Genomic DNA, 23,241 nt, shown 5'->3' on the forward strand with positions numbered 1-23,241 from the left:
TCACAGGGTCGCATGGCAGACTCGCCGCGATGGACATATCAGGGGCATGGCTCAGGGGGCTGCGGGCCGCGCTGTTCAGCGCGCTCGTCGTGCTGCTCTCGTCCGGCTCCCACGTGCTCATGTCGCAGGTCCCGCTGCCGCCCGCGCTGATCGGCGGCGCCTTCGCCGGCGTCTTCGTGATCGCCTTCGCGCTGGCCGGTCGGGAGCGGGGCTTCGGCCCCATATCCGCCCTGCTGGTGCCGCTGGAGCTGGCGGCCGACACGGTCTTCACCGCCGGGCAGCACGTCTGCTACGGCCCCGCCGGCGGCCCGGTGTCCGGGCCGCTGCGCGCGATGGGCCTGGAGGAGCTGTGCGGCGGGACCCCGGTGGGCGCGGGCCTGACCGGCGTGGCCGGGCCCGCCGGCGATCCGGCCGCGCTGTTGGCCGCGCCGGGGCCGTGGACTCCTGGCTGCTGCTGGGCGCGCACGTCACGGTCGGGCTGCTGGCCGCCGCCTGGTTGTGGCACGGCGAACGGGCGCTGGTGCGGCTGCTGCGGGCGGTGGCGGCGAGCGCGTTCCGTCCGCTTCGGCTCGCGGTGGCCGCGGTGGCGGTGCCCGTCGGCCGCGCCGGGCGGGCGCTGCGGCCGTTCCTGCCGGGCGCGGTGGCCCGTACCCGCTTCCCGGCCCGCTCCGTGGGACTGCGGGGACCTCCCGTACGCCGGGCGCTCGTCAGCGCCTGAGACCCGTACGGCAGTCCCCCGAATCCTTCACCTTCCACGGAGATCACCATGAGTGCACGCAACAGCCAGGCCAACAAGCAGGCGGCCCGCGAGAGGCTGCGCATCGAGCGCGAGAAGCAGGCCAAGAAGGACCGCGCGCGCCGGCAGCTGATCGTCGCCGGGGCGGCCGTCGGCGTCCTGGCACTGGCCGGCGGCGTCGGTTACGCGATCGTCCAGGCCAACCAGCCGTCGTACTGGGAGAAGGCCGCCGAGGCCACCCTGGTCAAGCCGAAGAACACCGAGGGCGACCAGGGCACGACGGTCGTCATAGGCAAGCCCGAGGCGAAGAAGACGCTGGAGCTGTACGAGGACTCGCGCTGCCCGGCGTGCGCCCAGTTCGAGCAGTCGGCGGGCGAGCAGATCAAGAAGGACGTGGACGCGGGCAAGTACAAGCTCCGCTACTTCGGTGCGACGTTCATCGACAACATGGCCAAGGGCGAGGGTTCGAAGAACGCCCTGAGCGCGCTGGGCGCGGCGCTGAACGTGAGCCCGCAGGCCTTCCTCGACTTCAAGGCGGCCCTGTACTCCAAGGAGTTGCACCCCGAGGAGACCGTCGACAGCTTCGCCAAGGACGACTACCTGATCAAGGTGGCGGACACGGTGCCGGCGCTCAAGGGCAACGCCGAGTTCAAGAAGGCCGTCGAGGACGGTACGTACGACCGGTGGGCGATGGAGATGTCGAAGGACTTCAACTCCTCGGGCGTGAAGGGCACTCCCACGCTGAAGATGGACGGCAAGAAGATCGAGACCCCGCAGACGCCGGAGGCGTTCACGGCGGCGATCGACAAGGCCCTGGCCGGCTGACCTTTCGCGGGCCGGTTGTGAACGGGCGGGTGAACTCTTCGAGTTCGCCCGCCCGACGTCTTTCCGGGATCTGTCTCAGAACAGTACCGGTTAGTAATATGATCACCCGTGACCAGTCATCTCTCCGCTTCTCCGCGCCGCCGTACGGTCGTTCTGGCCGCCGCGGCCACGGCCGCTCTCGCGCCCATCACCACCCTGGGCGCTTCCGCCGCCCACGCGGCGGGGGCCGCACCGGCCTTCCTGCACGGCGTCGCCTCCGGCGACCCGCTGCCCGACGGGATCCTGCTGTGGACCCGTCTCACCCCGACGCCCGAGGCCGTACCGGGCTCGGGCCTCGGAGCCCCCACCACCGTCGGGTGGGAGGTGGCCGAGGACAAGGCCTTCTCCCGTACCGTGGCCAGTGGTTCCGTCACCACGAGCGCCGCCGCCGACCACACCGTCAAGGTGGACGTGCGCGGGCTGCGTCCGCAGACCCCGTACTGGTACCGCTTCACCGCCGGCGCCGTCGTCTCCCCGGTCGGGCGCACCCTGACCGCTCCGGCCCCGGAGGAGACGACGCCCGGCGTCCGCTTCGGCGTGGTCTCCTGCGCCAACTGGGAGTCCGGCTACTTCTCGGCGTACCGCCACCTGGCCGCCCGCGCGGACCTCCAGGCGGTCCTGCACCTGGGCGACTACATCTACGAGTACCCGAGCGGGGGTTACCCGGAGGCGAAGTACACCGTCCGCCCGCACGAGCCGCGGCACGAGATCGTCACCCTGGCCGACTACCGCACCCGGCACGGGAAGTACAAGACGGACGGCGACCTCCAGGCGCTGCACGCCGCCCACCCGGTCATCGCCATATGGGACGACCACGAGTTGGCCAACGACGCCTGGTCCGGCGGCGCCGAGAACCACACCCCGGGCACCGAGGGCGACTGGGCGGCCCGCGCCGCCGCCGCGAAGCAGGCGTACTTCGAGTGGATGCCGGTCCGCACCTCCACCGCGGGCACCGTCTACCGTCGGCTGCGCTTCGGCACCCTCGCCGACCTGCACCTGCTGGACCTGCGCTCCTTCCGCTCCCAGCAGTCGAAGGTGGGCAACGGCGGCGTGGACGACCCGGAGCGCACCCTCACCGGGCGCGCGCAGCTGGACTGGCTGAAGGCGGGGCTCGCGAGCTCGACGGCGACCTGGAAGCTGGTCGGCACCTCCGTGATGATCTCGCCGGTGGCCTTCGCCTCGCTGCCCGCGCACGTCCTGAAGCCGCTGACGAAGCTCCTGGGCCTGCCCGAGGGAGGACTCGCGGTCAACGTGGACCAGTGGGACGGGTACACCGACGATCGCAAGGAACTCCTGGGCCACTTGAAGGACCGGAACATCAAGAACACGGTGTTCCTGACCGGCGACATCCACATGGCGTGGGCGAACGAGGTCCCGATGAACATGGCCACCTACCCGGGCTCGGGGACGGCCGCGACCGAGTTCGTGGTCACGTCGGTGACTTCCGACAACATCGACGACATGCTGCACGTGCTCCCGAACACCGTCTCGGTGGCCGCCGAGGCGGCCGTCAAGGCGGCGAACTGGCACGTCAAGTGGGTGGACATGGACGCCCACGGCTACGGCGTGCTGGACGTGACGGCCGAGCGTTCGCAGATGGACTACTACGTGATATCCGACAAGCGGCGCCCCGACGCGAGTTCCGCCTGGGACCGCTCCTACCGCACCCGGAGCGGCACGCAGAAGGTGGAGCGGGCCGACCGTCCGGTTTACTGATTGACCGTCAAATTTGCTGCCTGATGGGGCGCCTGGTGCATACCAGGCGCCCCATCCGCATCACAGGCAACAAATATTTAACTTCCGAGTACTTGTCAGATGGCTGACATGCACACGTAAGCTTCCGGCCAGCGTGAGGTCCCCACCTCACCCCCCACCACGCTTTCCGAGGAGTCAACGTGCGCGCTTCCGCCCGCATATCCCCCCTTCTGCGCCGCCGCCTCCTGGGCACGGCGGTCCTGGCCTCCACCCTGGCCTTCGCCCCGTTCTCCGCGCCCGCCGGCATCGCCTCGGCCGCCGCGAAGACCCCGGCCGAGGTCTGTGCCGAGGAGTCCACGGGCGCGGCCAACGCCCGCGTCGACCGGTCCCACCACGAGCACGCGGCCGACCCCAACGAGATCACCGAGGCCCAGGTCAAGGCCATGGACGCCGACCTGAAGAAGAAGCTCGACCAGCAGCTCGCCCCGCAGCGGCTCCAGGGCGCGGACGCCGCGGCGGCCGTCACGAGCATCCCCGTCTACTTCCACGTCATCCACTCCGGCACCACCGGCAAGCTGACGGCGACCGACATCGACAAGCAGCTCGCGGTCCTCAACTCCGCCTACAGCGGCCAGGGCACCGGCAACGTCGACTCCGGCTTCCAGTTCACCCTGGCCGGAACCGACTACACCGACAACGCCGCCTGGTACAACGTCTCCAGCGGCAGCCAGGCCGAAAAGGACATGAAGAACACCCTGCGCAAGGGTGACAGGAACGCGCTCAACGTCTACACCGCCAACCTCGGCGGCGGACTGCTCGGTTGGGCCACCTTCCCGAGCTCCTACGCCTCCCAGCCCAAGATGGACGGCGTCGTCCTGCTCAACTCCTCGCTGCCCGGCGGCTCCGCCGCCAACTACAACGAGGGCGACACCGCCACCCACGAGGTCGGCCACTGGCTCGGCCTCTACCACACCTTCCAGGGCGGCTGCTCGGGCAGCGGCGACTCCGTCGCCGACACCCCGGCCGAGAAGAGCGCGGCCTTCGAGTGCCCGACCGGCCGTGACTCCTGCGCGACCAAGTCGGGTGTCGACCCGATCCACAACTTCATGGACTACACCTACGACGCCTGCATGTACCAGTTCACGGCCGGCCAGGTGTCGCGCATGAAGAGCATGTGGACGGCGTACCGCGCCTGATCCCACACGACACGAGGGGCACGGACCGCGGCGCCCGCCGCCGGCCGTGCCCCTCGTTCTTTTCCGTCCCTACGGGCGGGCCCTACAGGCTGTCGAGGAAGCCGAGCGCCACCTTCCAGGTCTCCTCGGCGGCCTCGGCGTCGTAGTCCTCCAAGTCCGGGTCCGTGAACAGGTGCCCCGCGCCCGGGTACGTGTGCACCTCCACGTCCGCCCCGGCCCGCCGCATCCGCAGGTACCAGGCCGTCAGCCAGTCGTGCGGCTCGAAGGGGTCCGGGTCGGCGATGTGCAGCTGCACCGGCAGCTCGTCGGCCGTCGCGTCCTCCTCCAGGTCGGCGGTGCCGTGCAGGAGCAGCAACCCGCGCGCCTTGTCGTCGGCCAGCGCCAAGTGCTGGGCGATCGAGCCGCCGAAGGAGAAGCCGGCGTAGACCAGCCCCCGGTCGGAATACGGCGCGGCGGCCTGCACCGCCCGCTTCAGCAGCTCGTCGCGGCCCACCTCGTCCCGGTGGGCCATCCCCTCCTCGACCGTCGCGAACGTACGGCCCTCGAAGAGGTCGGGCACGTGGACCTCGTGCCCGGCCGCGCGCAACCGGTCGGCCGCCGCGTGGACCGCGGGCCGCAGCCCGTACGTCGAGTGGAAGAGCATGATGTTCATCCCTCCATCGTGCCATTCGCCGCGGACAGGGATACGACGGCTCCGCGCGGTTACGTTCTCCCGCATGGAGATGGAGAACGTCCTTCGGCCCCTGGTGTTCGTCGCCGCCGCCCTGGTGATCACCGTGTTCGCCGGGTGGCTGCTCGACCTGCTGCTGCGCAAGGTGGACACCCGCCACCCCGAAACCCCCCTGTGGGGCCTGCTGCGGCGCTGCGTGACGCCCTTCCGGCTGGTCCTCGCCACCGCCCTCCTGCAGAGCGTCCACCGCCGCGCCCGCATCCTGCCGGAACACTCCGCGGGCGTCGGCCACGTCCTGACCCTGGTGATGATCGCCGCGGCGGCCTGGCTGCTCGTACGGATCGCGACGGCCGTGGTGGACTCGGCGTACGCCCGCTACGCCGCCGCCTCCCCCGACGACGCCCGGGTGCGCCGGGTGCGTACCCAGGTCACGCTGATCCAGCGGGTGGTCACGGCGGTGGTCGTGGTGCTCGCGCTCGCCGCGATGCTGCTGACCTTCCCCGCCATGCGGGTCGCCGGCGCCTCCGTACTGGCCTCGGCCGGTGTCCTCGGCATCGTCGCCGGCATCGCCGCGCAGTCCACCCTCGGCAACCTCTTCGCCGGGCTCCAGATCGCCTTCGGCGACACCGTGCGCATCGGCGACACCGTCGTCGTGGACAAGGAGTGGGGCACGGTCGAGGAGATCACCCTGACCTTCCTGGTGGTCCGCACCTGGGACGAACGCCGCATCACGATGCCCGTCTCGTACTTCACCGGCAAGCCCTACGAGAACTGGTCGCGCGGCGGCGCCGAGATGACCGGCACCGTCTTCTGGCACCTGGACCACTGCGCGCCGGTCTCCCTGATGCGCGAGAAACTGGCGCTGCTGCTCAAGGACATCCCCGAGTGGGACGGCCGCGCCGCCTCCCTCGCCGTGACCGACACCACACCGAGCACCATCGTGGTCCGGGCCGTCGTCACGGCGCGGAACGCCGACGAGGTGTGGACCGTACGCTGCGCCGTGCGCGAGCAGATGATCGCCTGGCTCGCCGCCGAGCACCCGTACGCCCTCCCGCGCGTCACCACGACGCAAGCCGAAGACCGCCCCGACGGCCCCCGCCCCTGACCCGCAGGCGGCCCCTCAGCCCCAGGCGGCGGCGAGCAGGGCGGCGGCCGACTCCTCGGCCAGTTCCTCGGCGTGCGCGGGCAGCGGGTTCCCGGCCCGCAGGTACCGGCGGACCACGGCCAGCGGCAGGTCGACCAGGGCCAGGGCGAGCCGGTCGCGGCCCCGCGCCCCCTCCGTGCCCACCTGTGCGCCGAGTCCGTCCAGGGCCGTGTAGACGCGCAGGTTGCCCCGGTCGGCGCGCTCCCGGTACCCCTCGGGCCAGTCGGCCCGGCCGAACTCCTCGGGGCCGTGGAGCAGGAGCTTGGCCTCGTTCGGATGGGCCCGGCTCCAGGCGACCACGTGCCGGGCGGCGGCGACGGCGGCCCGCCGCGGGTCGGGGTCGGCGGCGAGGGCGGCGAGGTAGCCCGCCTGGAAGGTCTCGACGGTCCGCAGCCACAGTTCGGCCAGCAACACCGGGCGCCCGGCGAAGCGGTGGTAGACGGATCCGCTGGGGGCGCCGACCGCCTGGGCCACCGCGGACATGGTCACGGCGGCCGGGCCCGCGCCGGCGGCGAGGAGCACTGCGGCGTCGAGGAGCCGGTCGGAGTCGAAGCGGGGTGGTCTCGCCATGAATCAGAGAGTACCCTCCAATTAATTAGAGGACCCCCTCCAAAATCCTCAGGGAGCTTCCCCATGCCCGTCCACAACGTGCACGAACGCCTTCTGACCGCGACCCCCGAGCAGGTGGGCGCCCTCATCGACAGCCTGGCCACCGGCCCCGCCGACCGGCTCTGGCCGCACCGCACCTGGACCCCGATGGCGTTCGACGGCCCCGTGGTGCACGGCGCGAGCGGGGGCCACGGCCCGGTCCGCTACACCGTGGCCGCCCACGTCCCCGGCACCTGGGTCCGCTTCGCCTTCACCGCTCCCCGGGGCTTCCACGGCTTCCACGAGTACGCCGCGCTGCCGGTCGACGCGGAGCACACCGTCCTGCGGCACACCCTCTCCATGCGGATCACCGGCCTGGCCCGGCTCAGCTGGCCGCTCGGCTACCGGTGGATGCACGACGCCCTGCTGGAGGACAGCCTCGACCTCGCCGAGCGGGCCTGCCACGGCCGGCTGCCGCACCCGGCCCGCTGGTCGGCGTACGTCCGCCTCCTGTACCGGCTCTTCCCCGAGGAGGGCACCACGCCCGACCCCGAGCCCGCGCAGGCGCCCGCCTCGCGCTGACCCGCCCGGCGCCGACTGCCGGCCTGATCCACAGGACACGGCCTACGGGCTGCGCAGGCTGCGGACGTCCAGGTGGCGCAGGACCCGGTCCACGATCTCCGGGTCGGCACCCGGCTCGCTGCGGGCCGACAGCACCTCGTGGCGGGCGGCGGACATCATCTCCCGCTGGATCCGCTGCACGTGGTGGATCCGCTCGACCCGCTGCGCGTAGGCCTCGCGCCGCTCCTCGTCCACCATGTCGGGGCTGATCCTGGCCCCCACGTCGTACGCCCTCCGGTAGAGCACCTCCACCAGGTCCTCGGGCAGGTCCTCGACCTCCTCGATCTCCCTGAGCCGCCGCTTGGCCGCCTTCGCCGCGCGGATCGCGAGCTGCCGCTCGGTCTCGCGTTCGGCGTCGGTGTCCGCCTCCACGCCCAGGCGCCGCACGAGCCAGGGCAGCGTCAGTCCCTGGCACAGCAGGGTGGCCATGATCACGGCGAAGGCGATGAAGACCATCTCGTCCCGCCCGGGGAACGGCTCGCCGGCGTCCGTCCGCAACGGGATGGCCAGGGCCAGCGCCACCGAGGCCACGCCCCGCATCCCCGACCACCACATCACGACGCTCTCGCGCCAGCTCAGCGGGATCTCCTCGTCGTAGTCCCGCCGCCGGTGGAGCTTCTTCGCCAACCAGCCGGCCGGCAGCAGCCACACCAACCGTACGGCGACCACCACCGCGACCACGACGGCCGCCCAGCCCGCCATCTCCGCCTCGCGGCCCTTCGCGAGGTGGAAGACGTTGTGCAGTTCCAGCCCGATCAGCCCGAAGGCCACGCCGGTGACCAGCACGTCCACGACTTCCCAGAACGTGTGCCCGGCGAGGCGCCCCAACACGTCGTCCGCGTCGGAGGCGTACTCGGCCAGGAACAGGGCGGTCGTCAGCACGGCCAGCACGCCCGAACCGAGCAGCTCCTCCGCGACCACGTACGCCACGAACGGCACCAGCAGCGTCAGCCCGATCTGGAGGGTGGCGTCGCCGAGCCGGCTCATCATCCGGTTCGTGATCCAGCCGAGCGCGAAGCCGACCGCGACCGCCACCACGGCGGACAGCACGAACTCGCCGAGCGCGTCCGGCCAGGAGAAGCTGCCGCTGACGACGGCGGCGATGGCCACGTGGTACAGCACGATCGCGGTGACGTCGTTGAAGAGCCCCTCGCCCTCCAGGATCGACACCAGCCGGCGCGGCAGCCCGAGCGAGCCGGCCACGGCGGTGGCGGCGACGGGGTCGGGCGGCGCGACGAGCGCGCCGAGCGCGACGGCGGCGGCGAGCGGCAGCCCGGGGACGACGGCGTGCGCGACGGCCGCCACGGCGGCGGTGGTCACGAACACCAGGGCCACGGCGAGCAGCAGGATCGGCCGGACGTTCGCGGCGAACTGCCGCCAGGAGGTGCGCTGCGCGGAGGCGTAGAGCAGCGGGGGCAGCACCAGCGGGAGGATGTACTCGGGCGGGATGTTCACGTTGGGCACCGCCGGCACCAGCGCGAGCACGGCCCCGCCGATGGTCATCAACACCGGCGCGGGCAACCGCAGCCGATCCCCGAGCGGCACGGTGACGACGGCCCCGAGCAACAGGACGAAGAGCAGAGCGAGCTGATCCACTCCGCCACGGTAGCCGCCGACCCCCTGAGGGGCCGTCTTCAGCCTCGCCGGCGTTTGAGCGCCGGGGGTCCGGGGGCGCAGCCCCCGGGGTGGTTCAGCCCGTCCGGCGCTTGAGGACCGGGGCTGGGCGGAGCCCAGCCTCCCGCACGGTCACGGCGTTCACTGGCTCTCGGCCCGGATCACGTCCAGCGCGTGCTGCAGGTCGGCCGGGTAGCCGCTCTCGAACTCCACCCACTGTCCGTCCGCCGGGTGCTCGAACCCGAGCCGCACCGCGTGCAGCCACTGCCGGGTCAGCCCCAGCCGCTTGGCGACGGTCGGATCGGCGCCGTACGTCAGGTCGCCGACGCAGGGGTGCCGGTGCGCGGACATGTGCACGCGGATCTGGTGCGTACGCCCCGTCTCCAGCTTGATGTCCAGCAGCGAGGCGGCCCGGAAGGCCTCGATGAGGTCGTAGTGGGTGACGGACGCCTTGCCGTCCTGGGTCACGGCCCACTTGTAGTCGGCGCTCGGGTGGCGCCCGATCGGCGCGTCGATGGTGCCGCTCATCGGGTCGGGGTGCCCCTGCACCAGCGCGTGGTAGCGCTTGTCCACGACCCGCTCGCGGAACTGGTTCTTCAGCGAGGTGTACGCGCGCTCCGACTTCGCCACGGCCATCAGGCCGGAGGTGCCGACGTCGAGGCGGTGCACGATGCCCTGACGCTCGGAGGCGCCGGAGGTGGAGATGCGGTAGCCGGCGGCGGCCAGACCGCCGATGACGGTGGTGCCCGTCCAGCCGGGGCTGGGATGGGCGGCGACGCCGACCGGCTTCATGATGACCACGACGTCGTCGTCGTCGTGGATGATCTCCATGCCCGGGACCGGCTCGGCGACGAGCTCGACCGGGCGCGGGGGTGCGGGCATCTCGACTTCGAGCCAGGCGCCGCCGTGCACCCGCTCGGACTTGCCGACGACGCTGCCGTCGACCGAGACCTTCCCCTCCGCTGCCAGTTCGGCCGCCTTCGTCCGGGAGAAACCGAACATACGGGCAATGACGGCGTCGACACGCTCGCCTTCGAGGCCATCGGGAACGGGCAGGGTGCGGATCTCGGGAATCGTACTCACCTGTCGAGTATGCAGGACTCGACGCCGGACCTTTCCCGCGAGCCGTTCCGCGAGGGCCCTGGAGCCGCCCGTGGATCAGTCCTTGTGGACGGTGCCGTCCGGGTCCAGCCCCCGGAAGGAGAGCAGGACGATCAGGATGCCGCCGCACACGATCGCCGAGTCGGCCAGGTTGAAGACGGCGAAGTGGGCGGGCGCGATGAAGTCGACGACCGCGCCCCGGAAGACGCCCGGCGACCGGAAGATCCGGTCCGTGAGGTTGCCCAGCGCCCCGCCCAGCAGCAGCCCGAGCGCGATCGCCCACGGCAGGCTGTAGAGCTTGCGGGCCAGCCGGACGATCACCACGATCACGGTGGCGGCGATGCAGGTGAAGATGATCGTGAAGGCCTCGCCGATGCCGAAGGCCGCGCCGGCATTGCGGATCGCCTCGAACTTCAGGACGTCACCGATCACCCGGATCGGCGGCTGGTGCTCCAGCTTCGCCACGACGACCATCTTGCTGCCGAGGTCGAGCAGGTACGCGAGCACCGCCACGACGAGCAGCGCGACGATCCGCCGGTGCCCCTTGGGCGCGTCCGGCTCCGACCCGTGCGCGGCGTCGTCCCCGACCTCCGGCGTACCGATGATGCGCTCCGCCTCTGTCACGTGAGTCCCTCGAACTGTCTCGAACCAGGTTGCCGACGATCGGGCATGCCAGGTTCTGGACCCTGACGAGACACGAGGGTACGTCAGGCCGCGCGCATCGCGCCCGTCAGTGCCTCCGCTCCTGCTTCTGCTTGCAGTCCACGCAGAGGGTGGCGCGGGGAAACGCCTGCATCCGCGCCTTGCCGATGGGCTTCCCGCAGTTCTCGCAGAGGCCGTACGTGCCCGCCTCCAGCCGCTCCAGGGCCCGCTCGGTCTGCTCCAGCATCGAGGTGGCGTTCGCCGCGAGGGCGAGCTCGGACTCGCGGGTGATGTTCTTGGTGCCGGTGTCGGCCTGGTCGTCGCCCGCGCCGTCGCCGGAGTCGCGCATGAGGTCCGAGATGGCCACCTCGGAGGCGTCCAGCTCGGTGCGCAGGCGCACCACCTCGGAGAGCAGCTCCGTACGGGCCTCCTCGACCTCCTGCTCGGTCCAGGGATCCTCGCCGGGGCGTACGGCGAGGTCACCGGCGGGCGCGGTCTCGACGTCGCGCGCCTTGGGGAGGCCGCTCGTGGCGGCTGCCGCCGTCTTCCTGGCCGTACCCGCGGTCTTCTTGGCAACCACTTTTCGAGCTCCCGTCTTTCGCGCGGCCGGGGCCGCCCCCTCGGCCGCGGCCGCCTTGGCCGTGGCCTTGCTCGTGGCCTTGCTCGTGGTGCTCTCGTCGGCCGCCGTCGCCGCCGGGGCGGCCTTCTTCGCCGGGGCCTTCTTCGCGACCTTCTTCGCGGGGGCCTTCTCGGCCGCCCGAGCCTTCTTGGTCGCCGGAACCTCGACCTCGGCGCCGTCGACGGCCTCGACGGCCTTGACGGCGGTCCTGGTCGCCGCGGTCTTCTTCTTCGCCGCGGTCTCGGCCGTCGTCTTCACCGCCGTCTTCACCGCCGCCTTCGCCCCCGCCTTCTCGGCCGGGACCTTCTTCGTCGCCGCCTTCTTGGCCGGAGCAGCCCGTTTGGCGGCAGGCGTGGAGCCTGGCACAGCAGCCACCTCCTGCGTCGCCGTCTTCTTCGCCACCATGGCCGCGGCCCCTTTTCACATACTGTGATCTTGTTCGCGAATCGTGCCGGAACGATAAATCGGCACCGACCCGACGGCAACGGGGCACGCGTCCAGCGAGGTCAACCTGCATCCGTTGTGCCCAGCGGGAGGCCCCGTAATCCGCCCCACCGGCCCCAGGGGATCCAGGATGGGGCGATCGGACCATTCGGGGCATTCCGGAAAGCCCTCCGCGCCCCCGTCGCCACCCCCGCCCCCACCGTCGCCGGACACCCCGTAAACCGGTCTGCCGACTCGTGCCCCGGCCCGTACACTGGGCGCAGCGAGAGGCATGGATGGGGACGAGTAGCGTCGGACGCAGCCAGGAGCGACCCGGGGACGGTGAGAGCCCGGGGGCGAGCGCGATGTGAAGGATCACCCCGGAGCCGCCGGAAGAAAGCCGTACGGGAGTCCCGTAGGGCGAGTAGAACCGGCTTCGCACCCCAATGAGGGGGCCGCCGGACCCGTCCGGAGGCCAAGGAGGGTGGTACCGCGGGAGCCGTCAGCGCTCTCGTCCCTCCGGACGGAAGTGACACCCCGCCGGAGGAAGAGTTCAGCCTCATGACCACACCGCCTCAGTACCGCCCGGTACCCGCCCAGGCCGACCTGCCCGCCCTCGAACACGCCGTCCTCGACTTCTGGCGCGAGAGCAAGACCTTCGCCAAGACGCTGGAACAGTCCGAGGGTCGCCCCGAGTGGGTCTTCTACGAGGGCCCGCCCACCGCGAACGGCATGCCCGGCGCGCACCACATCGAGGCCCGCGTCTTCAAGGACGTCTTCCCCCGCTTCCGCACCATGCGCGGCTACCACGTCGCCCGCAAGGCCGGCTGGGACTGCCACGGTCTGCCCGTCGAGCTCGCCGTCGAGAAGGAGCTCGGCTTCAACGGCAAGCAGGACATCGAGGCGTACGGCATCGCCGAGTTCAACGCCAAGTGCCGCGAGTCCGTGACCCGCCACACCGACGCGTTCGCCGAGCTCACGACCCGCATGGGCTACTGGGTCGACCTGGACGACGCCTACCGGACCATGGACCCCGAGTACGTCGAGTCCGTGTGGTGGTCGCTGAAGGAGATCTTCAACAAGGGCCTGCTCACCCAGGACCACCGCGTCGCCCCCTGGTGCCCCCGCTGCGGCACCGGCCTCTCCGACCACGAGCTGGCGCAGGGCTACGAGACGGTCGTGGACCCCTCGGTCTACGTCCGCTTCCCGCTGACCTCCGGCCCGCTGGCCGGCGAGGCGGCCCTGCTGGTCTGGACGACGACCCCGTGGACCCTGGTGTCCAACACGGCCGTCGCGGCCCACCCCGAGGTCACGTACGTCGTCGCCACGAACGGCGAAGAGAAGCTGGTCGTCGCCCAGCCGCTGCTGGAGAAGTCCCTCGGCGAGGGCTGGGAGGCCACCGGCCAGACCTTCACGGGCAAGGAGATGGAGCGCTGGACGTACGAGCGCCCGTTCTCGCTCGTCGAATTCCCGGCCGCCGCCCACTACGTCGTGAACGCCGAGTACGTCACGACCGAGGACGGCACCGGTCTGGTCCACCAGTCCCCCGCCTTCGGCGCCGACGACCTCGCGGTCTGCCGCGCGTACGGCCTGCCCGTCGTGAACCCGGTCCGCCCGGACGGCACCTTCGAGGAGGAGGTCCCGCTCGTCGGCGGCGTCTTCTTCAAGAAGGCCGACGAGAAGCTGACCGCCGACCTCGACGCGCGCGGCCTGCTCTTCAAGCACATCGCCTACGAGCACAGCTACCCGCACTGCTGGCGCTGCCACACGGCCCTGCTCTACTACGCGCAGCCGTCCTGGTACATCCGCACCACGGCCGTCAAGGACGCGATGCTGCGGGAGAACGAGAAGACCAACTGGTTCCCGGACTCCGTCAAGCAGGGCCGCTTCGGCGACTGGCTGAACAACAACATCGACTGGGCGCTCTCCCGCAACCGCTACTGGGGCACCCCGCTGCCCATCTGGCGCTGCGAGGAGAACCACCTCACCTGCGTCGGCTCCCGCGCGGAGCTGAGCGAGCTGACGGGTACGGACCTCTCCACCCTGGATCCGCACCGCCCGTACATCGACGACGTCACCTTCCCCTGCACGGCGGAGGGCTGCGCCCTCACCTCGGTCCGCGTGCCGGAGGTCATCGACGCCTGGTACGACTCGGGCTCGATGCCGTTCGCGCAGTGGGGCTACCCGTACAAGAACAAGGAGATCTTCGAGAAGCGCTACCCGGCGCAGTTCATCTCGGAGGCCATCGACCAGACGCGCGGCTGGTTCTACACGCTGATGGCGGTCGGCACCCTCGTCTTCGACAAGTCCTCCTACGAGAACGTGGTCTGCCTCGGCCACATCCTCGCCGAGGACGGCCGCAAGATGTCCAAGCACCTGGGCAACATCCTCCAGCCGATCCCGCTGATGGACCAGCACGGCGCGGACGCGGTGCGCTGGTTCATGGCGGCCGGCGGCTCCCCCTGGGCGGCCCGCCGGGTCGGCCACGGAACGATCCAGGAGGTCGTCCGCAAGACGCTCCTCACGTACTGGAACACGGTCGCCTTCCAGGCGCTGTACGCCCGCACCTCGAACTGGGCCCCGTCCGCCACCGACCCGGCGCCGGCGGACCGTACGGTCCTCGACCGCTGGCTGCTCTCGGAGCTGAACACCCTCGTGGTCGAGGTCACCGAGGCGATGGAGTCGTACGACACCCAGCGCGCCGGCAAGCTCCTGTCCTCCTTCGTGGACGACCTCTCCAACTGGTACGTGCGTCGCTCGCGCCGCCGCTTCTGGCAGGGCGACGCGGCCGCGCTCCGCACGCTGCACGAGGTGGTGGAGACGGTGACCCGCCTCATGGCCCCCCTGACCCCCTTCATCACGGAGCGGGTCTGGCAGGACATGATCGTCCCGGTCACGCCGGACGCCCCCGAGTCGGTCCACCTCTCCTCCTGGCCGGAGGCGGACACGGCGGCGATCGACCCGGAGCTCTCGCGGCAGATGCTGCTCGTACGCCGCCTCGTGGAGCTGGGTCGCGCCACCCGCGCGGAGTCCGGCGTCAAGACCCGCCAGCCGCTGTCGCGCGCGCTGGTCGCGGTGTCGGGCTTCGAGTCCCTCTCCCCGGAGCTGCACTCGCAGATCACCGAGGAGCTGAACGTCTCCTCCCTGGCCTCCCTCTCGGAGGTCGGCGGGTCCCTGGTGGACACCACCGCGAAGGCGAACTTCCGGGCGCTGGGCAAGCGCTTCGGCAAGGGCGTCCAGGACGTGGCGAAGGCGGTGGCGGCGGCCGACGCGGCGGCGCTGTCGCTGGCGCTGCGGGGCGGCTCCGCGAGCGTCGAGGTCAACGGGGAGGAGGTCACCCTGACCCCCGAGGAGGTCATCATCACCGAGACCCCGCGCGAGGGCTGGTCGGTGGCGTCCGACTCGGGCGCGACGGTCGCCCTCGACCTGGAGATCACGCCGGAGCTGCGGCTCGCGGGGCTGGCCCGTGACGCGATCCGGCTGATCCAGGAGGCCCGCAAGAACTCCGGCCTGGACGTCGCGGACCGGATCGCCCTGCGGTGGTCCTCGTCGGACCCGGAGGTCGTCACGGCCCTCACGGACCACGCGGCCCTGATCGCCGACGAGGTCCTCGCGACGGACTACGCCTCCGGCGAAGCCGACGCCACCTACGGCTCCCCCTTCACGGACGAGCCCCTGTCCCTCACGTTCCGCCTCCGCAAGGCGTAACGCCCGGCCGAACCCGTGGCCCGGCCCCCACCTCGGGGTCCGGGCCACAGCCGTTTCCCTCCCCGCCCCACGCTTCCACCGTTCCCGCCTCAGACGCCGGCGAGGCTGGATTTGCCGCCCTGGGGGCTCTTCCAGCCTCGCCGGCGTTTGAGCCGCGGGGTCTGGGGCGGAGCCCCGGGGAACCGGAAACGGAAACGGGCCGGGCCCGGTGCCCCCTGGGGGGTACCGGGCCCGGCCCGAACTGCTGTCAGCGGCTACCGCTTAGTTGTCGTCCTCGTCGATCAGAAAGCCCCGCATCGGCGACGGCGCCTGCTGCATCGGCTGCGGCGCGGCCGGCCTCACCGGAGCCATCGGCTGCGTCATCGCCGGCGACATCTGCTGCTGGCCACCGTACGAGGGACCGCCACCCATCGGCGACGGGCCACCCATCGGCGACGGACCGCCCATGGACGGGCCACCCATCGAGTGCCCCATCGACCCGGCCGGAGCCATCGACGGAGACGGCGACGGCGGCAGCGCCGGACCGGCCGGCGTGCGCGGCGGGGCGAGCGAGTCGTCGGCCTGGGTCTCCAGCTGGCGCAGCTGCGACTCCAGGTAGGACTTCAGACGCGTACGGTACTCACGCTCGAAGCCCCGCAGGTCCTCGACCTTGCGCTCCAGCGTGGCGCGGGCGGACTCCAGCGAGCCCATCGCGACGCGGTGCTTCTCCTGCGCGTCCCGCTCCAGCGCGTCGGCCTTGGCGCGGGCGTCCCGCTCCAGGCCCTCGGCGCGGCTGCGCGCCTCGCCGACGATCTTGTTGGCCTCGGAGCGGGCCTCCGCGATCGCCTGGTCGGCGGTCTGCTGCGCGAGCGACAGGACGCGGGCGGCGCTGTCGCCACCGGGGCCCTGCTGCGGGAGCTGCGGCTGGCCCATCGGCTGCATCGGCTGGCCCATCGGCTGCATCTGCTGACCCATGGGCTGCATCTGCTGGCCCATCGGCTGGCCGAGCTGGTTCTGGCCACCCATGGACTGCTGCTGCATGGGCTGCATCTGCTGACCCATGGGCTGCTGACCCATGGGCTGCTGGCCCATCTGCGGCTGGCCCATCGGGTTCTGGCCACCCATGGACTGCTGCTGCATGGGGTTGCCCATCGGGCCGGGACCCTGCGGTCCGTGTCCGCCGGGGCCGGCGGGCAGCTGGGGCTGGCCGCCCGGCAGCTGCGGCGGTCCCATCTGCGGCTGCTGCTGCTGCGGCGGGCCGGATATGGCCGCGGGCACGGGAGCGCCGGGGCCGCGCTGGTCCTGGGGTTCGGGCTTGCGCATGTTCTGCTGCTGCTGGTTCTGCGCGGCGGCGCGCGTGGCGGCGGCCAGCTTCGCGCGCAGGTCCTCGTTCTCGCGCAGCAGACGCGTCAGCTCGGATTCGACCTCGTCGAGGAAGGCATCGACCTCGTCCTCGTCATAGCCTTCTCGGAGGCGGACGGTCGTGAACTGCTTGTTCCGCACGTCCTCGGGGGTCAGCGGCATGTCTTCTTCACCTCTACGTAGTCGTCGGCAGTCGGCAAGACCGTATCGGGACTGTCCCCGCGCCTGCGGGGAAGCACATCGTTCACACGCTTCTCGCAGCGGTGCTCACAAGACTGATGAGGATGTAAACGATGATCATCAGAACGAAGAAGGACAGGTCGAGTGCCACGCCCCCGAGACGCAACGGCGGGATGAACCGCCGAAGAAGCTTGAGCGGTGGATCGGTGACAGTGTAGGTGGCCTCCAGAACGACCACCATCGCCTTGCCGGGTGTCCATGAGCGGGCGAACTGGAACACGTAGTCCATGACCAGTCGGAAGATCAGGACGATCAGGAAGCACACCAGCACGATGTAGACCACTTGCAGTGCGATGCCCATCCCGCGCTTCCCTCTCCCCGTTTCCCGCTCTGTTCCCGGTCCCGTATCTGACGGATCGGTCTAGCTTTGGTTGAAGAACCCGCCCTCCGCGATGCGGGCCTTGTCCTCCGCCGTGACATCGACGTTAGCAGGCGACAGCAGGAACACCTTCTGTGTCACGCGTTCAATGCTGCCGTGCAGACCGAAGACGAGGCCTGCGGCGAAGTCCACCAGACGCTTCGCGTCGGTGTCGTCCATCTCCGTGAGATTCATGATCACCGGAGTGCCCTCACGGAAGTGTTCCCCGATGGTACGGGCCTCGTTGTAGGTCCGGGGGTGCAGTGTCGTGATGCGGTACGGCTCCCGCTCGGAGACGACCTTGGGCATGATCACGGGGGCGTTCTTCTCCAGGTTGGTGCGGTCAGGTGTGATGGATGCCACGGGGGCAATTCGCGCCGGACGTCCGTTTTCTGACGGAATAGGGAGGGGTTCCCTCGGGGCCGGCGGCTGTACGACTCGTACCGGTTCGTCCGTTACGGGCGCTTGATGCACCGGCTGCTGTCGACGATCCCGCTCCCGGGGGCGCTCCGGCTCCGGCTCGGGCTCGAACTCGTCATCGGGGTCGTACCCCGGGTTGTCGTACCGGTCGTCCTCCACGAGGCCGAGGTAGACCGCCATCTTGCGCATCGCGCCGGCCATTCTCCGAGTCCTCCGCTCTGTGGTGGATCGCCCTGTCACAGGTGTCGCCGCGTCAGCGAAGTCGCTGGGTCACCGAAGTCACCAACTGCCTGCGATCCACGTGGTCTGTCCGCTCATCTGCGGAAATGACCATATTTTCTGCTGTGGTCCGACTTTCTTCGCGACGTTACCCGAGCCGGGGTCTCGCGCCGAGTACCGCAGTGCCGACGCGTACATGTGTCGCACCCGCCCGCACCGCCTGTTCCAGGTCCCCGCTCATTCCGGCCGAGACCATCGTGGCAGCAGGATGGTCCGCGCGCAGGCCTGATGACAATTCCATCAACCGCTCGAAGGCGGCCTGTTCGCGTCCCGCGTAGGGACCCGACAGCGGGGCCACGGTCATGAGGCCGTCGATCCGCAGCCCCGGCGCGGCGGCCACGAGGTCCGCCAACTCCGGCAGCAGGTCGGGGGCCGCGCCGCCCCGTTCGCCCCGTTCGCCCGACTCGGCGTCGAGGGCGATCTGCACGAGGACCCCGAGTTCCCGGCCCCGGGCGGTGGCCGCCGCGGACAGCGCCGTCACCAGCTTGGGTCGGTCGACGGACTGCACGACCTGCGCGTATCCCGCCACGGAACGGACTTTGTTCGTCTGCAACTGACCCACGAAGTGCCAGCTGAGCGGCAGATCCGCGCAGGCCGCGGCCTTGGGGGCGGCGTCCTGGTCGCGGTTTTCCGCAACATGACGGACACCCAGGTCCGCCAGCAGGCGTACGTCACTCGCCGGGTAGGTCTTGGTGACCACGATGAGGGTCACCTCCTCCCGCCCCCGCCCCGCCGCGGCGCAGGCGGAGGAGATGCGCTCCTCCACCGCCGCGAGGTTCTCGGCGAGCTCCGACTTACGGTCTGTCATTCTCTAGCCCAACCAGACATATCCGGCAAGCCGCCCGGTCACCCGGTCGCGGCGGTACGAGTAGTGGTCCCGCGACTCCAGTGTGCAGACCGGGGAACGGTGACGGTCCACCACCCCCGCCTCCGCCAACTGCGCGTGCACCCCGGCGACCACGTCGACGGCCGGCGTCCCCCAGCTGGTCTGCGCCCAGGCGGCCGGTACCACTGCGGCGACGTCCTCGCGCATCTCGGCCGGCACCTCGTAGCACCGCCCGCAGACGGCCGGTCCGGTACGGGCGACCATCCGCGCGGGGTCGGCCCCGAGCGCCACCATCGCCTCGACGGCGGCGGGTACGACCCCGGCGACCAGTCCGGGCCGCCCCGCGTGGGCGGCGCCGACCACCCCGGCGACGGGGTCGGCCAGCAGCACCGGCGTGCAGTCCGCGGTGAGCACGGCGAGGGCGAGCCCCCGACGGGCCGTCACCACCGCGTCCACCGAGGGGATCGGCCCGGCGTCGGCGGCCCAGGGGCCGTCCACCACCGCCACGTCCCGCCCGTGCACCTGGTTCATCCACACGACGCGGGCCGGGTCGATGCCCAGCTCCCGCGCCGCGGCCCCCCGGTTCGCGCGAACGGCGGCCGGGTCGTCTCCGACCGCGCCGCCGAGATTGAGTTCCTCGTACGGAACGGCGCTCACCCCGCCCCACCGGTCGGTGAAGGCGAAGTGGGCGCCGTTCTCGTTGTGCTGGTCCAGCGTCACTTCAAGAAGTCCGGAACGTCCAGTTCCTCGGCCGGGCTGTCCTGGTACGGCCGGGCCGTCGGGACCTGCGGCGCGGGGGGCGCGGTCTCGACCGGGATCTCCGCGGGAGCCGGGGGCTCCTCGCGCGGGGTGACGGTGCCGAGTCCGCCGAAGGCCGGGCGGACCGGCTCCGGGGCGCGCACCGGAGCCGGGGCCGGCTCCTCGCGCTTGGTGGACGCGGCGCCGATGACGTTGTCCCGGCGGGCCGGGGGCTGGCCGCCGTCGAAGCCGGCGGCGATGACGGTGACGCGTACCTCGTCGCCCAGCGCGTCGTCGATGACGGCGCCGAAGATGATGTTCGCCTCGGGGTGCGCGGCCTCGCTCACCAGCTGCGCGGCCTCGTTGATCTCGAAGAGACCGAGGTCCGAGCCGCCGGAGATGGAGAGCAGGACGCCCCGGGCGCCGTCGATGGACGCCTCCAGCAGCGGGGAGGAGATGGCCATCTCGGCGGCGGCCACCGCGCGGTCGTCGCCGCGGGCCGAGCCGATGCCCATCAGGGCCGAGCCGGCTTCGGACATCACGGACTTGACGTCGGCGAAGTCCAGGTTGATCAGACCCGGGGTGGTGATGAGGTCGGTGATGCCCTGGACGCCCGACAGCAGGACCTGGTCGGCCGACTTGAAGGCGTCGAGGACCGAGACCTGCCGGTCCGAGATGGACAGCAGTCGGTCGTTGGGGATGACGATGAGGGTGTCGACCTCTTCGCGGAGTTCGGCGATGCCGTCCTCCGCCTGGTTCGCGCGACGGCGGCCCTCGAAGGTGAACGGCCGGGTGACCACACCGATCGTCAGGGCGCCGAGCGAACGCGCGATGTTGGCGACGACGGGCGCGCCGCCGGTACCGGTGCCACCGCCCTCACCGGCGGTGACGAAGACCATGTCGGCCCCCTTGAGGACCTCCTCGATCTCCTCGCGGTGGTCCTCTGCCGCCTTGCGACCGACGGCCGGGTTCGCTCCGGCGCCGAGGCCCCGGGTCAGTTCCCGGCCGACGTCGAGCTTGACGTCGGCGTCGCTCATCAACAGCGCCTGGGCGTCCGTGTTGATGGCGATGAACTCGACGCCCTTGAGACCGACCTCGATCATTCGGTTGATGGCATTGACACCACCGCCGCCGACACCGATGACCTTGATGACTGCGAGGTAGTTCTGCGGTGCTGCCACGTCGAAGGCCTCTCGCCTCGAGTTACGTGTCGCCGCCTCGCGGGCCTGCGTTGCGACGACTGATGCCGAAAATGGGACGGTCCGTACGCGCCGACCCGAACCCTCACCCTGAAGTTTAGGGTTAGGGGTATGTCTGTTCCATGGACTCTTCCGAACAGGACACTAAGTCGACAAGTAGCGCGTGTTCAACGAACACGCCGAACCTCCCGTTTTTCTTTTCACCCTATGTGATCACCCGTATCGGTGGCCAACCAGGGTGCGTCGGTGTTGGACCGGACGTCAACTCCCGGACACCGCAGGGGCGGTAGGGACGCTCACGTCGAAGTGGTCGGCGTCCGGCGCGGCTTTCAACAAAGCGGTCAACGCCCGCCCCTTCGCGTCTCCCAGTTCACCGCTCCCCCACACCACCGTGCGGCCCTTCGTCAGCTCCAGTACGACCGAATCGTACGAGCCCACCTTGACCTGCAAGGTCTCCTTGGCGATGGCCTCGGGCAGGGCGCCGGCGATGCCGACCGCCTCGCGCAGCAGCCGCGCCTCGTCGAAGCGGCGGGCGCTCGGCGAGTGCTCCGCGCTCAATTCGAGGACGGGGACGCCGGCCGGTGCTTTCGCCACCGTGTCGAATCGCACACCCGATGCGTCCACTTCGATGAAGTCCGCGTCCTTCCTGATGAGCAGGACCGGTTTGCGTTCCGTCACTTTCAGCCCGATTCCGTGCGGCCAGGACCGCACGACATCGACCGAATCGATGCGGGGCAGTCGGCCCCGCAACCGGCTCGCGATCTCCTCGGTGTCGACGCCCACCATGGGTGCGCCGACGGGCACGGCCGCGGCGGTGAGGATCTGCTCGGGGGTGAGCACCTCGGTGCCGGAGGTCGTGACCTTCTCGACGCGGAGCCAGGAGGAACCGTAGAACACCCAGGTGCCGCCGGCGGCGAGCAGCACGGCGGCGGCCAGGACGGCCAGGACGAGGATCCGGCGCGAGCGGACGCCGCCGGGTCCCCGCGGGCCGGAGCGCTTGGCCGGCTTGGGGGGTTTGGGTGCCTTGGGGGTACCCGGACCCCCGTTCCCCCGGCCCGCGTTGCCGGGCGTGCCGCGCCTCGCCGTCGTCGCTCCGGCCACCTGTGCCTCCTGGGTCTGTGCTCTAGCGGGCCCTGTTCGCCGCGATCGCCTCGTGGACCAGGCCGACGAGCAGCTCGTCGGCGTCCCGGCGGCCGAACTCGGAGGCCGCGCGGGACATCTCGTACAGGCGGTGCGGGTCGGACAGCACCGGCATGACCTGGCCGAGCACCCACTCGGGCGTCAGTTCCGCGTCGTCGACGAGGAGGCCGCCGCCAGCCTTGACCACCGGCTGGGCGTTGAGCCGCTGTTCGCCGTTGCCGATGGGCAGCGGTACGTAGGCGGCCGGCAGTCCGACGGCGGAGAGTTCGGCGACGGTCATCGCGCCCGCGCGGCACAGCATCATGTCGGCGGCGGCGTACGCGAGGTCCATCCGGTCCACGTACGGTACCGGGACGTACGGCGGCATCCCGGGCATGTTGTCGACACGCGGCAGTTCGTTCTTGGGGCCGACGGCGTGCAGGATCTGGATCCCGGAGCGCTGGAGGGTCGGGGCGACCTGCTGGATCGTCTCGTTGAGCCGGCGGGCGCCCTGCGAGCCGCCGGAGACCAGCAGCGTCGGCAGGTTGGGGTCGAGGCCGAAGGCGGCGCGGGCCTCGGGGCGCACGGCGGCCCGGTCGAGGGTGGAGATCGAGCGGCGCAGCGGGATGCCGACGTAGCGGGCCCCGCGCAGCTTGCTGTCCGGGGTGGACACCGCTACGGCGTGCGCGTAGCGGGAGCCGATCTTGTTGGCCAGTCCGGGCCGGGCGTTGGCCTCGTGGACGATGATCGGCACCCCGAGGCGCTTGGCGGCGAGGTAGCCGGGCAGGGCCACGTAGCCGCCGAAGCCGACGACGCAGTCGGCCTTGGTGCGTACGAGGATCTCCTCGGCGGCCTTGATGGTGCCGCGCAGGCGTCCGGGGACGGTGATCAGCTCGGGCGTGGGCTTGCGGGGCAGCGGCACGGCGGGGATCAGCCCCAGCTCGTAGCCGCGCTCCGGTACCAGGCGGGTCTCAAGGCCTCGTTCCGTGCCGAGGGCGGTGATGCCCACGGTCGGGTCCTGCCTGCGCAGGGCGTCCGCGAGGGCGAGCGCCGGCTCGATGTGGCCGGCGGTCCCCCCACCGGCGAGTACGACATGCACC

At 71.1% G+C, this 23,241-nt stretch carries 20 protein-coding genes and 1 pseudogene; 7 read left to right on the plus strand and 14 right to left on the minus strand.

Annotation, left to right across the window (positions count from 1 at the left end; translation table 11 throughout):
- Nucleotides 1-29 precede the first annotated feature (29 nt).
- The 4 genes and pseudogenes from M4D82_RS09510 (at nt 30) to M4D82_RS09525 (ending at nt 4,491) form a co-directional block, all read left to right on the plus strand.
- Nucleotides 30-718 (plus strand): annotated as a pseudogene (locus M4D82_RS09510) (hypothetical protein).
- A 48-nt stretch (nt 719-766) separates the two neighbouring features.
- Nucleotides 767-1,561 (plus strand): DsbA family protein, encoded by a 795-nt coding sequence (locus M4D82_RS09515; protein ID WP_249765617.1) that lies wholly within the window; start codon nt 767-769, stop codon nt 1,559-1,561.
- A 108-nt stretch (nt 1,562-1,669) separates the two neighbouring features.
- Entirely contained in the window at nt 1,670-3,316 is a 1,647-nt protein-coding gene (locus tag M4D82_RS09520) for an alkaline phosphatase D family protein (protein WP_249765618.1), read from the plus strand.
- 179 nt (nt 3,317-3,495) lie between these two features.
- Nucleotides 3,496-4,491, plus strand: coding sequence for a zinc metalloprotease (locus M4D82_RS09525; RefSeq protein WP_249765619.1), 996 nt, complete (start codon nt 3,496-3,498; stop codon nt 4,489-4,491).
- Nucleotides 4,492-4,573: 82 nt separating this feature from the next.
- Here the strand turns inward: M4D82_RS09525 and M4D82_RS09530 are convergent, their stop codons facing one another.
- The gene (locus M4D82_RS09530) at nt 4,574-5,143 is read right to left on the minus strand and encodes a dienelactone hydrolase family protein (RefSeq protein ID WP_249765620.1); all 570 of its coding nucleotides are present in this window, start codon (nt 5,141-5,143) and stop codon (nt 4,574-4,576) included.
- 70 nt (nt 5,144-5,213) lie between these two features.
- Here M4D82_RS09530 and M4D82_RS09535 point away from each other — a divergent pair, with 70 nt between their 5' ends.
- Complete coding sequence (locus M4D82_RS09535) at nt 5,214-6,266, plus strand: mechanosensitive ion channel family protein (RefSeq protein ID WP_249771637.1); 1,053 nt, start codon at nt 5,214-5,216, stop codon at nt 6,264-6,266.
- Nucleotides 6,267-6,281: 15 nt separating this feature from the next.
- Here M4D82_RS09535 and M4D82_RS09540 read toward each other — a convergent pair whose 3' ends face one another.
- Nucleotides 6,282-6,875, minus strand: a complete 594-nt coding sequence (locus M4D82_RS09540; RefSeq protein ID WP_249765621.1) for a TetR/AcrR family transcriptional regulator — start codon at nt 6,873-6,875, stop codon at nt 6,282-6,284.
- A gap of 63 nt (nt 6,876-6,938) precedes the next feature.
- Between M4D82_RS09540 and M4D82_RS09545 the strand changes: the two genes are divergently transcribed.
- Nucleotides 6,939-7,475, plus strand: a complete 537-nt coding sequence (locus M4D82_RS09545; protein WP_249765622.1) for an SRPBCC family protein — start codon at nt 6,939-6,941, stop codon at nt 7,473-7,475.
- A gap of 42 nt (nt 7,476-7,517) precedes the next feature.
- On the opposite strand, the gene M4D82_RS09550 is transcribed toward M4D82_RS09545, so the two are convergent.
- The 4 genes from M4D82_RS09550 to M4D82_RS09565 form a co-directional block, all read right to left on the minus strand.
- Entirely contained in the window at nt 7,518-9,110 is a 1,593-nt protein-coding gene (locus M4D82_RS09550) for a Na+/H+ antiporter (protein ID WP_249765623.1), read from the minus strand.
- Nucleotides 9,111-9,269: 159 nt separating this feature from the next.
- The gene (locus M4D82_RS09555) at nt 9,270-10,211 is read right to left on the minus strand and encodes an RluA family pseudouridine synthase (RefSeq protein WP_249765624.1); all 942 of its coding nucleotides are present in this window, start codon (nt 10,209-10,211) and stop codon (nt 9,270-9,272) included.
- Between the two features lie 75 nt (nt 10,212-10,286).
- The gene (lspA, locus tag M4D82_RS09560) at nt 10,287-10,853 is read right to left on the minus strand and encodes a signal peptidase II (RefSeq protein WP_249765625.1); all 567 of its coding nucleotides are present in this window, start codon (nt 10,851-10,853) and stop codon (nt 10,287-10,289) included.
- Nucleotides 10,854-10,959: 106 nt separating this feature from the next.
- The gene (locus tag M4D82_RS09565; RefSeq protein WP_249765626.1) at nt 10,960-11,895 is read right to left on the minus strand and encodes a TraR/DksA family transcriptional regulator; all 936 of its coding nucleotides are present in this window, start codon (nt 11,893-11,895) and stop codon (nt 10,960-10,962) included.
- 579 nt (nt 11,896-12,474) lie between these two features.
- Between M4D82_RS09565 and ileS the strand changes: the two genes are divergently transcribed.
- Nucleotides 12,475-15,621, plus strand: coding sequence for an isoleucine--tRNA ligase (gene ileS, locus M4D82_RS09570; RefSeq protein ID WP_249765627.1), 3,147 nt, complete (start codon nt 12,475-12,477; stop codon nt 15,619-15,621).
- Nucleotides 15,622-15,882: 261 nt separating this feature from the next.
- On the opposite strand, the gene M4D82_RS09575 is transcribed toward ileS, so the two are convergent.
- From M4D82_RS09575 to murG, 8 genes are all read right to left on the minus strand, one after another.
- Nucleotides 15,883-17,124: a DivIVA domain-containing protein gene (locus tag M4D82_RS09575; RefSeq protein WP_249765628.1), complete on the minus strand. Its 1,242-nt coding sequence runs from the start codon at nt 17,122-17,124 to the stop codon at nt 15,883-15,885.
- 82 nt (nt 17,125-17,206) lie between these two features.
- Nucleotides 17,207-17,503 (minus strand): YggT family protein, encoded by a 297-nt coding sequence (locus M4D82_RS09580; RefSeq protein WP_249765629.1) that lies wholly within the window; start codon nt 17,501-17,503, stop codon nt 17,207-17,209.
- 60 nt (nt 17,504-17,563) lie between these two features.
- A complete protein-coding gene (locus M4D82_RS09585; protein WP_249765630.1) occupies nt 17,564-18,181 on the minus strand; it encodes a cell division protein SepF in 618 nt (205 codons plus the stop codon).
- Between the two features lie 166 nt (nt 18,182-18,347).
- The gene (locus M4D82_RS09590) at nt 18,348-19,067 is read right to left on the minus strand and encodes a YggS family pyridoxal phosphate-dependent enzyme (RefSeq protein ID WP_249765631.1); all 720 of its coding nucleotides are present in this window, start codon (nt 19,065-19,067) and stop codon (nt 18,348-18,350) included.
- 3 nt (nt 19,068-19,070) lie between these two features.
- A complete protein-coding gene (gene pgeF, locus M4D82_RS09595) occupies nt 19,071-19,805 on the minus strand; it encodes a peptidoglycan editing factor PgeF (protein WP_249765632.1) in 735 nt (244 codons plus the stop codon).
- On the minus strand, nt 19,802-21,004 hold the full coding sequence (ftsZ, locus tag M4D82_RS09600) for a cell division protein FtsZ (RefSeq protein ID WP_249765633.1): 1,203 nt from the start codon (nt 21,002-21,004) through the stop codon (nt 19,802-19,804). The genes pgeF and ftsZ overlap by 4 nt, the downstream gene beginning before the upstream one ends.
- A gap of 279 nt (nt 21,005-21,283) precedes the next feature.
- Nucleotides 21,284-22,123, minus strand: coding sequence for a cell division protein FtsQ/DivIB (locus tag M4D82_RS09605; RefSeq protein ID WP_502988895.1), 840 nt, complete (start codon nt 22,121-22,123; stop codon nt 21,284-21,286).
- Between the two features lie 22 nt (nt 22,124-22,145).
- Nucleotides 22,146-23,240 (minus strand): undecaprenyldiphospho-muramoylpentapeptide beta-N-acetylglucosaminyltransferase, encoded by a 1,095-nt coding sequence (gene murG / locus M4D82_RS09610; RefSeq protein ID WP_249765634.1) that lies wholly within the window; start codon nt 23,238-23,240, stop codon nt 22,146-22,148.
- Nucleotide 23,241: the final 1 nt, after the last annotated feature.

Source organism: Streptomyces sp. RerS4 (assembly GCF_023515955.1).
Classification (GTDB): domain Bacteria; phylum Actinomycetota; class Actinomycetes; order Streptomycetales; family Streptomycetaceae; genus Streptomyces.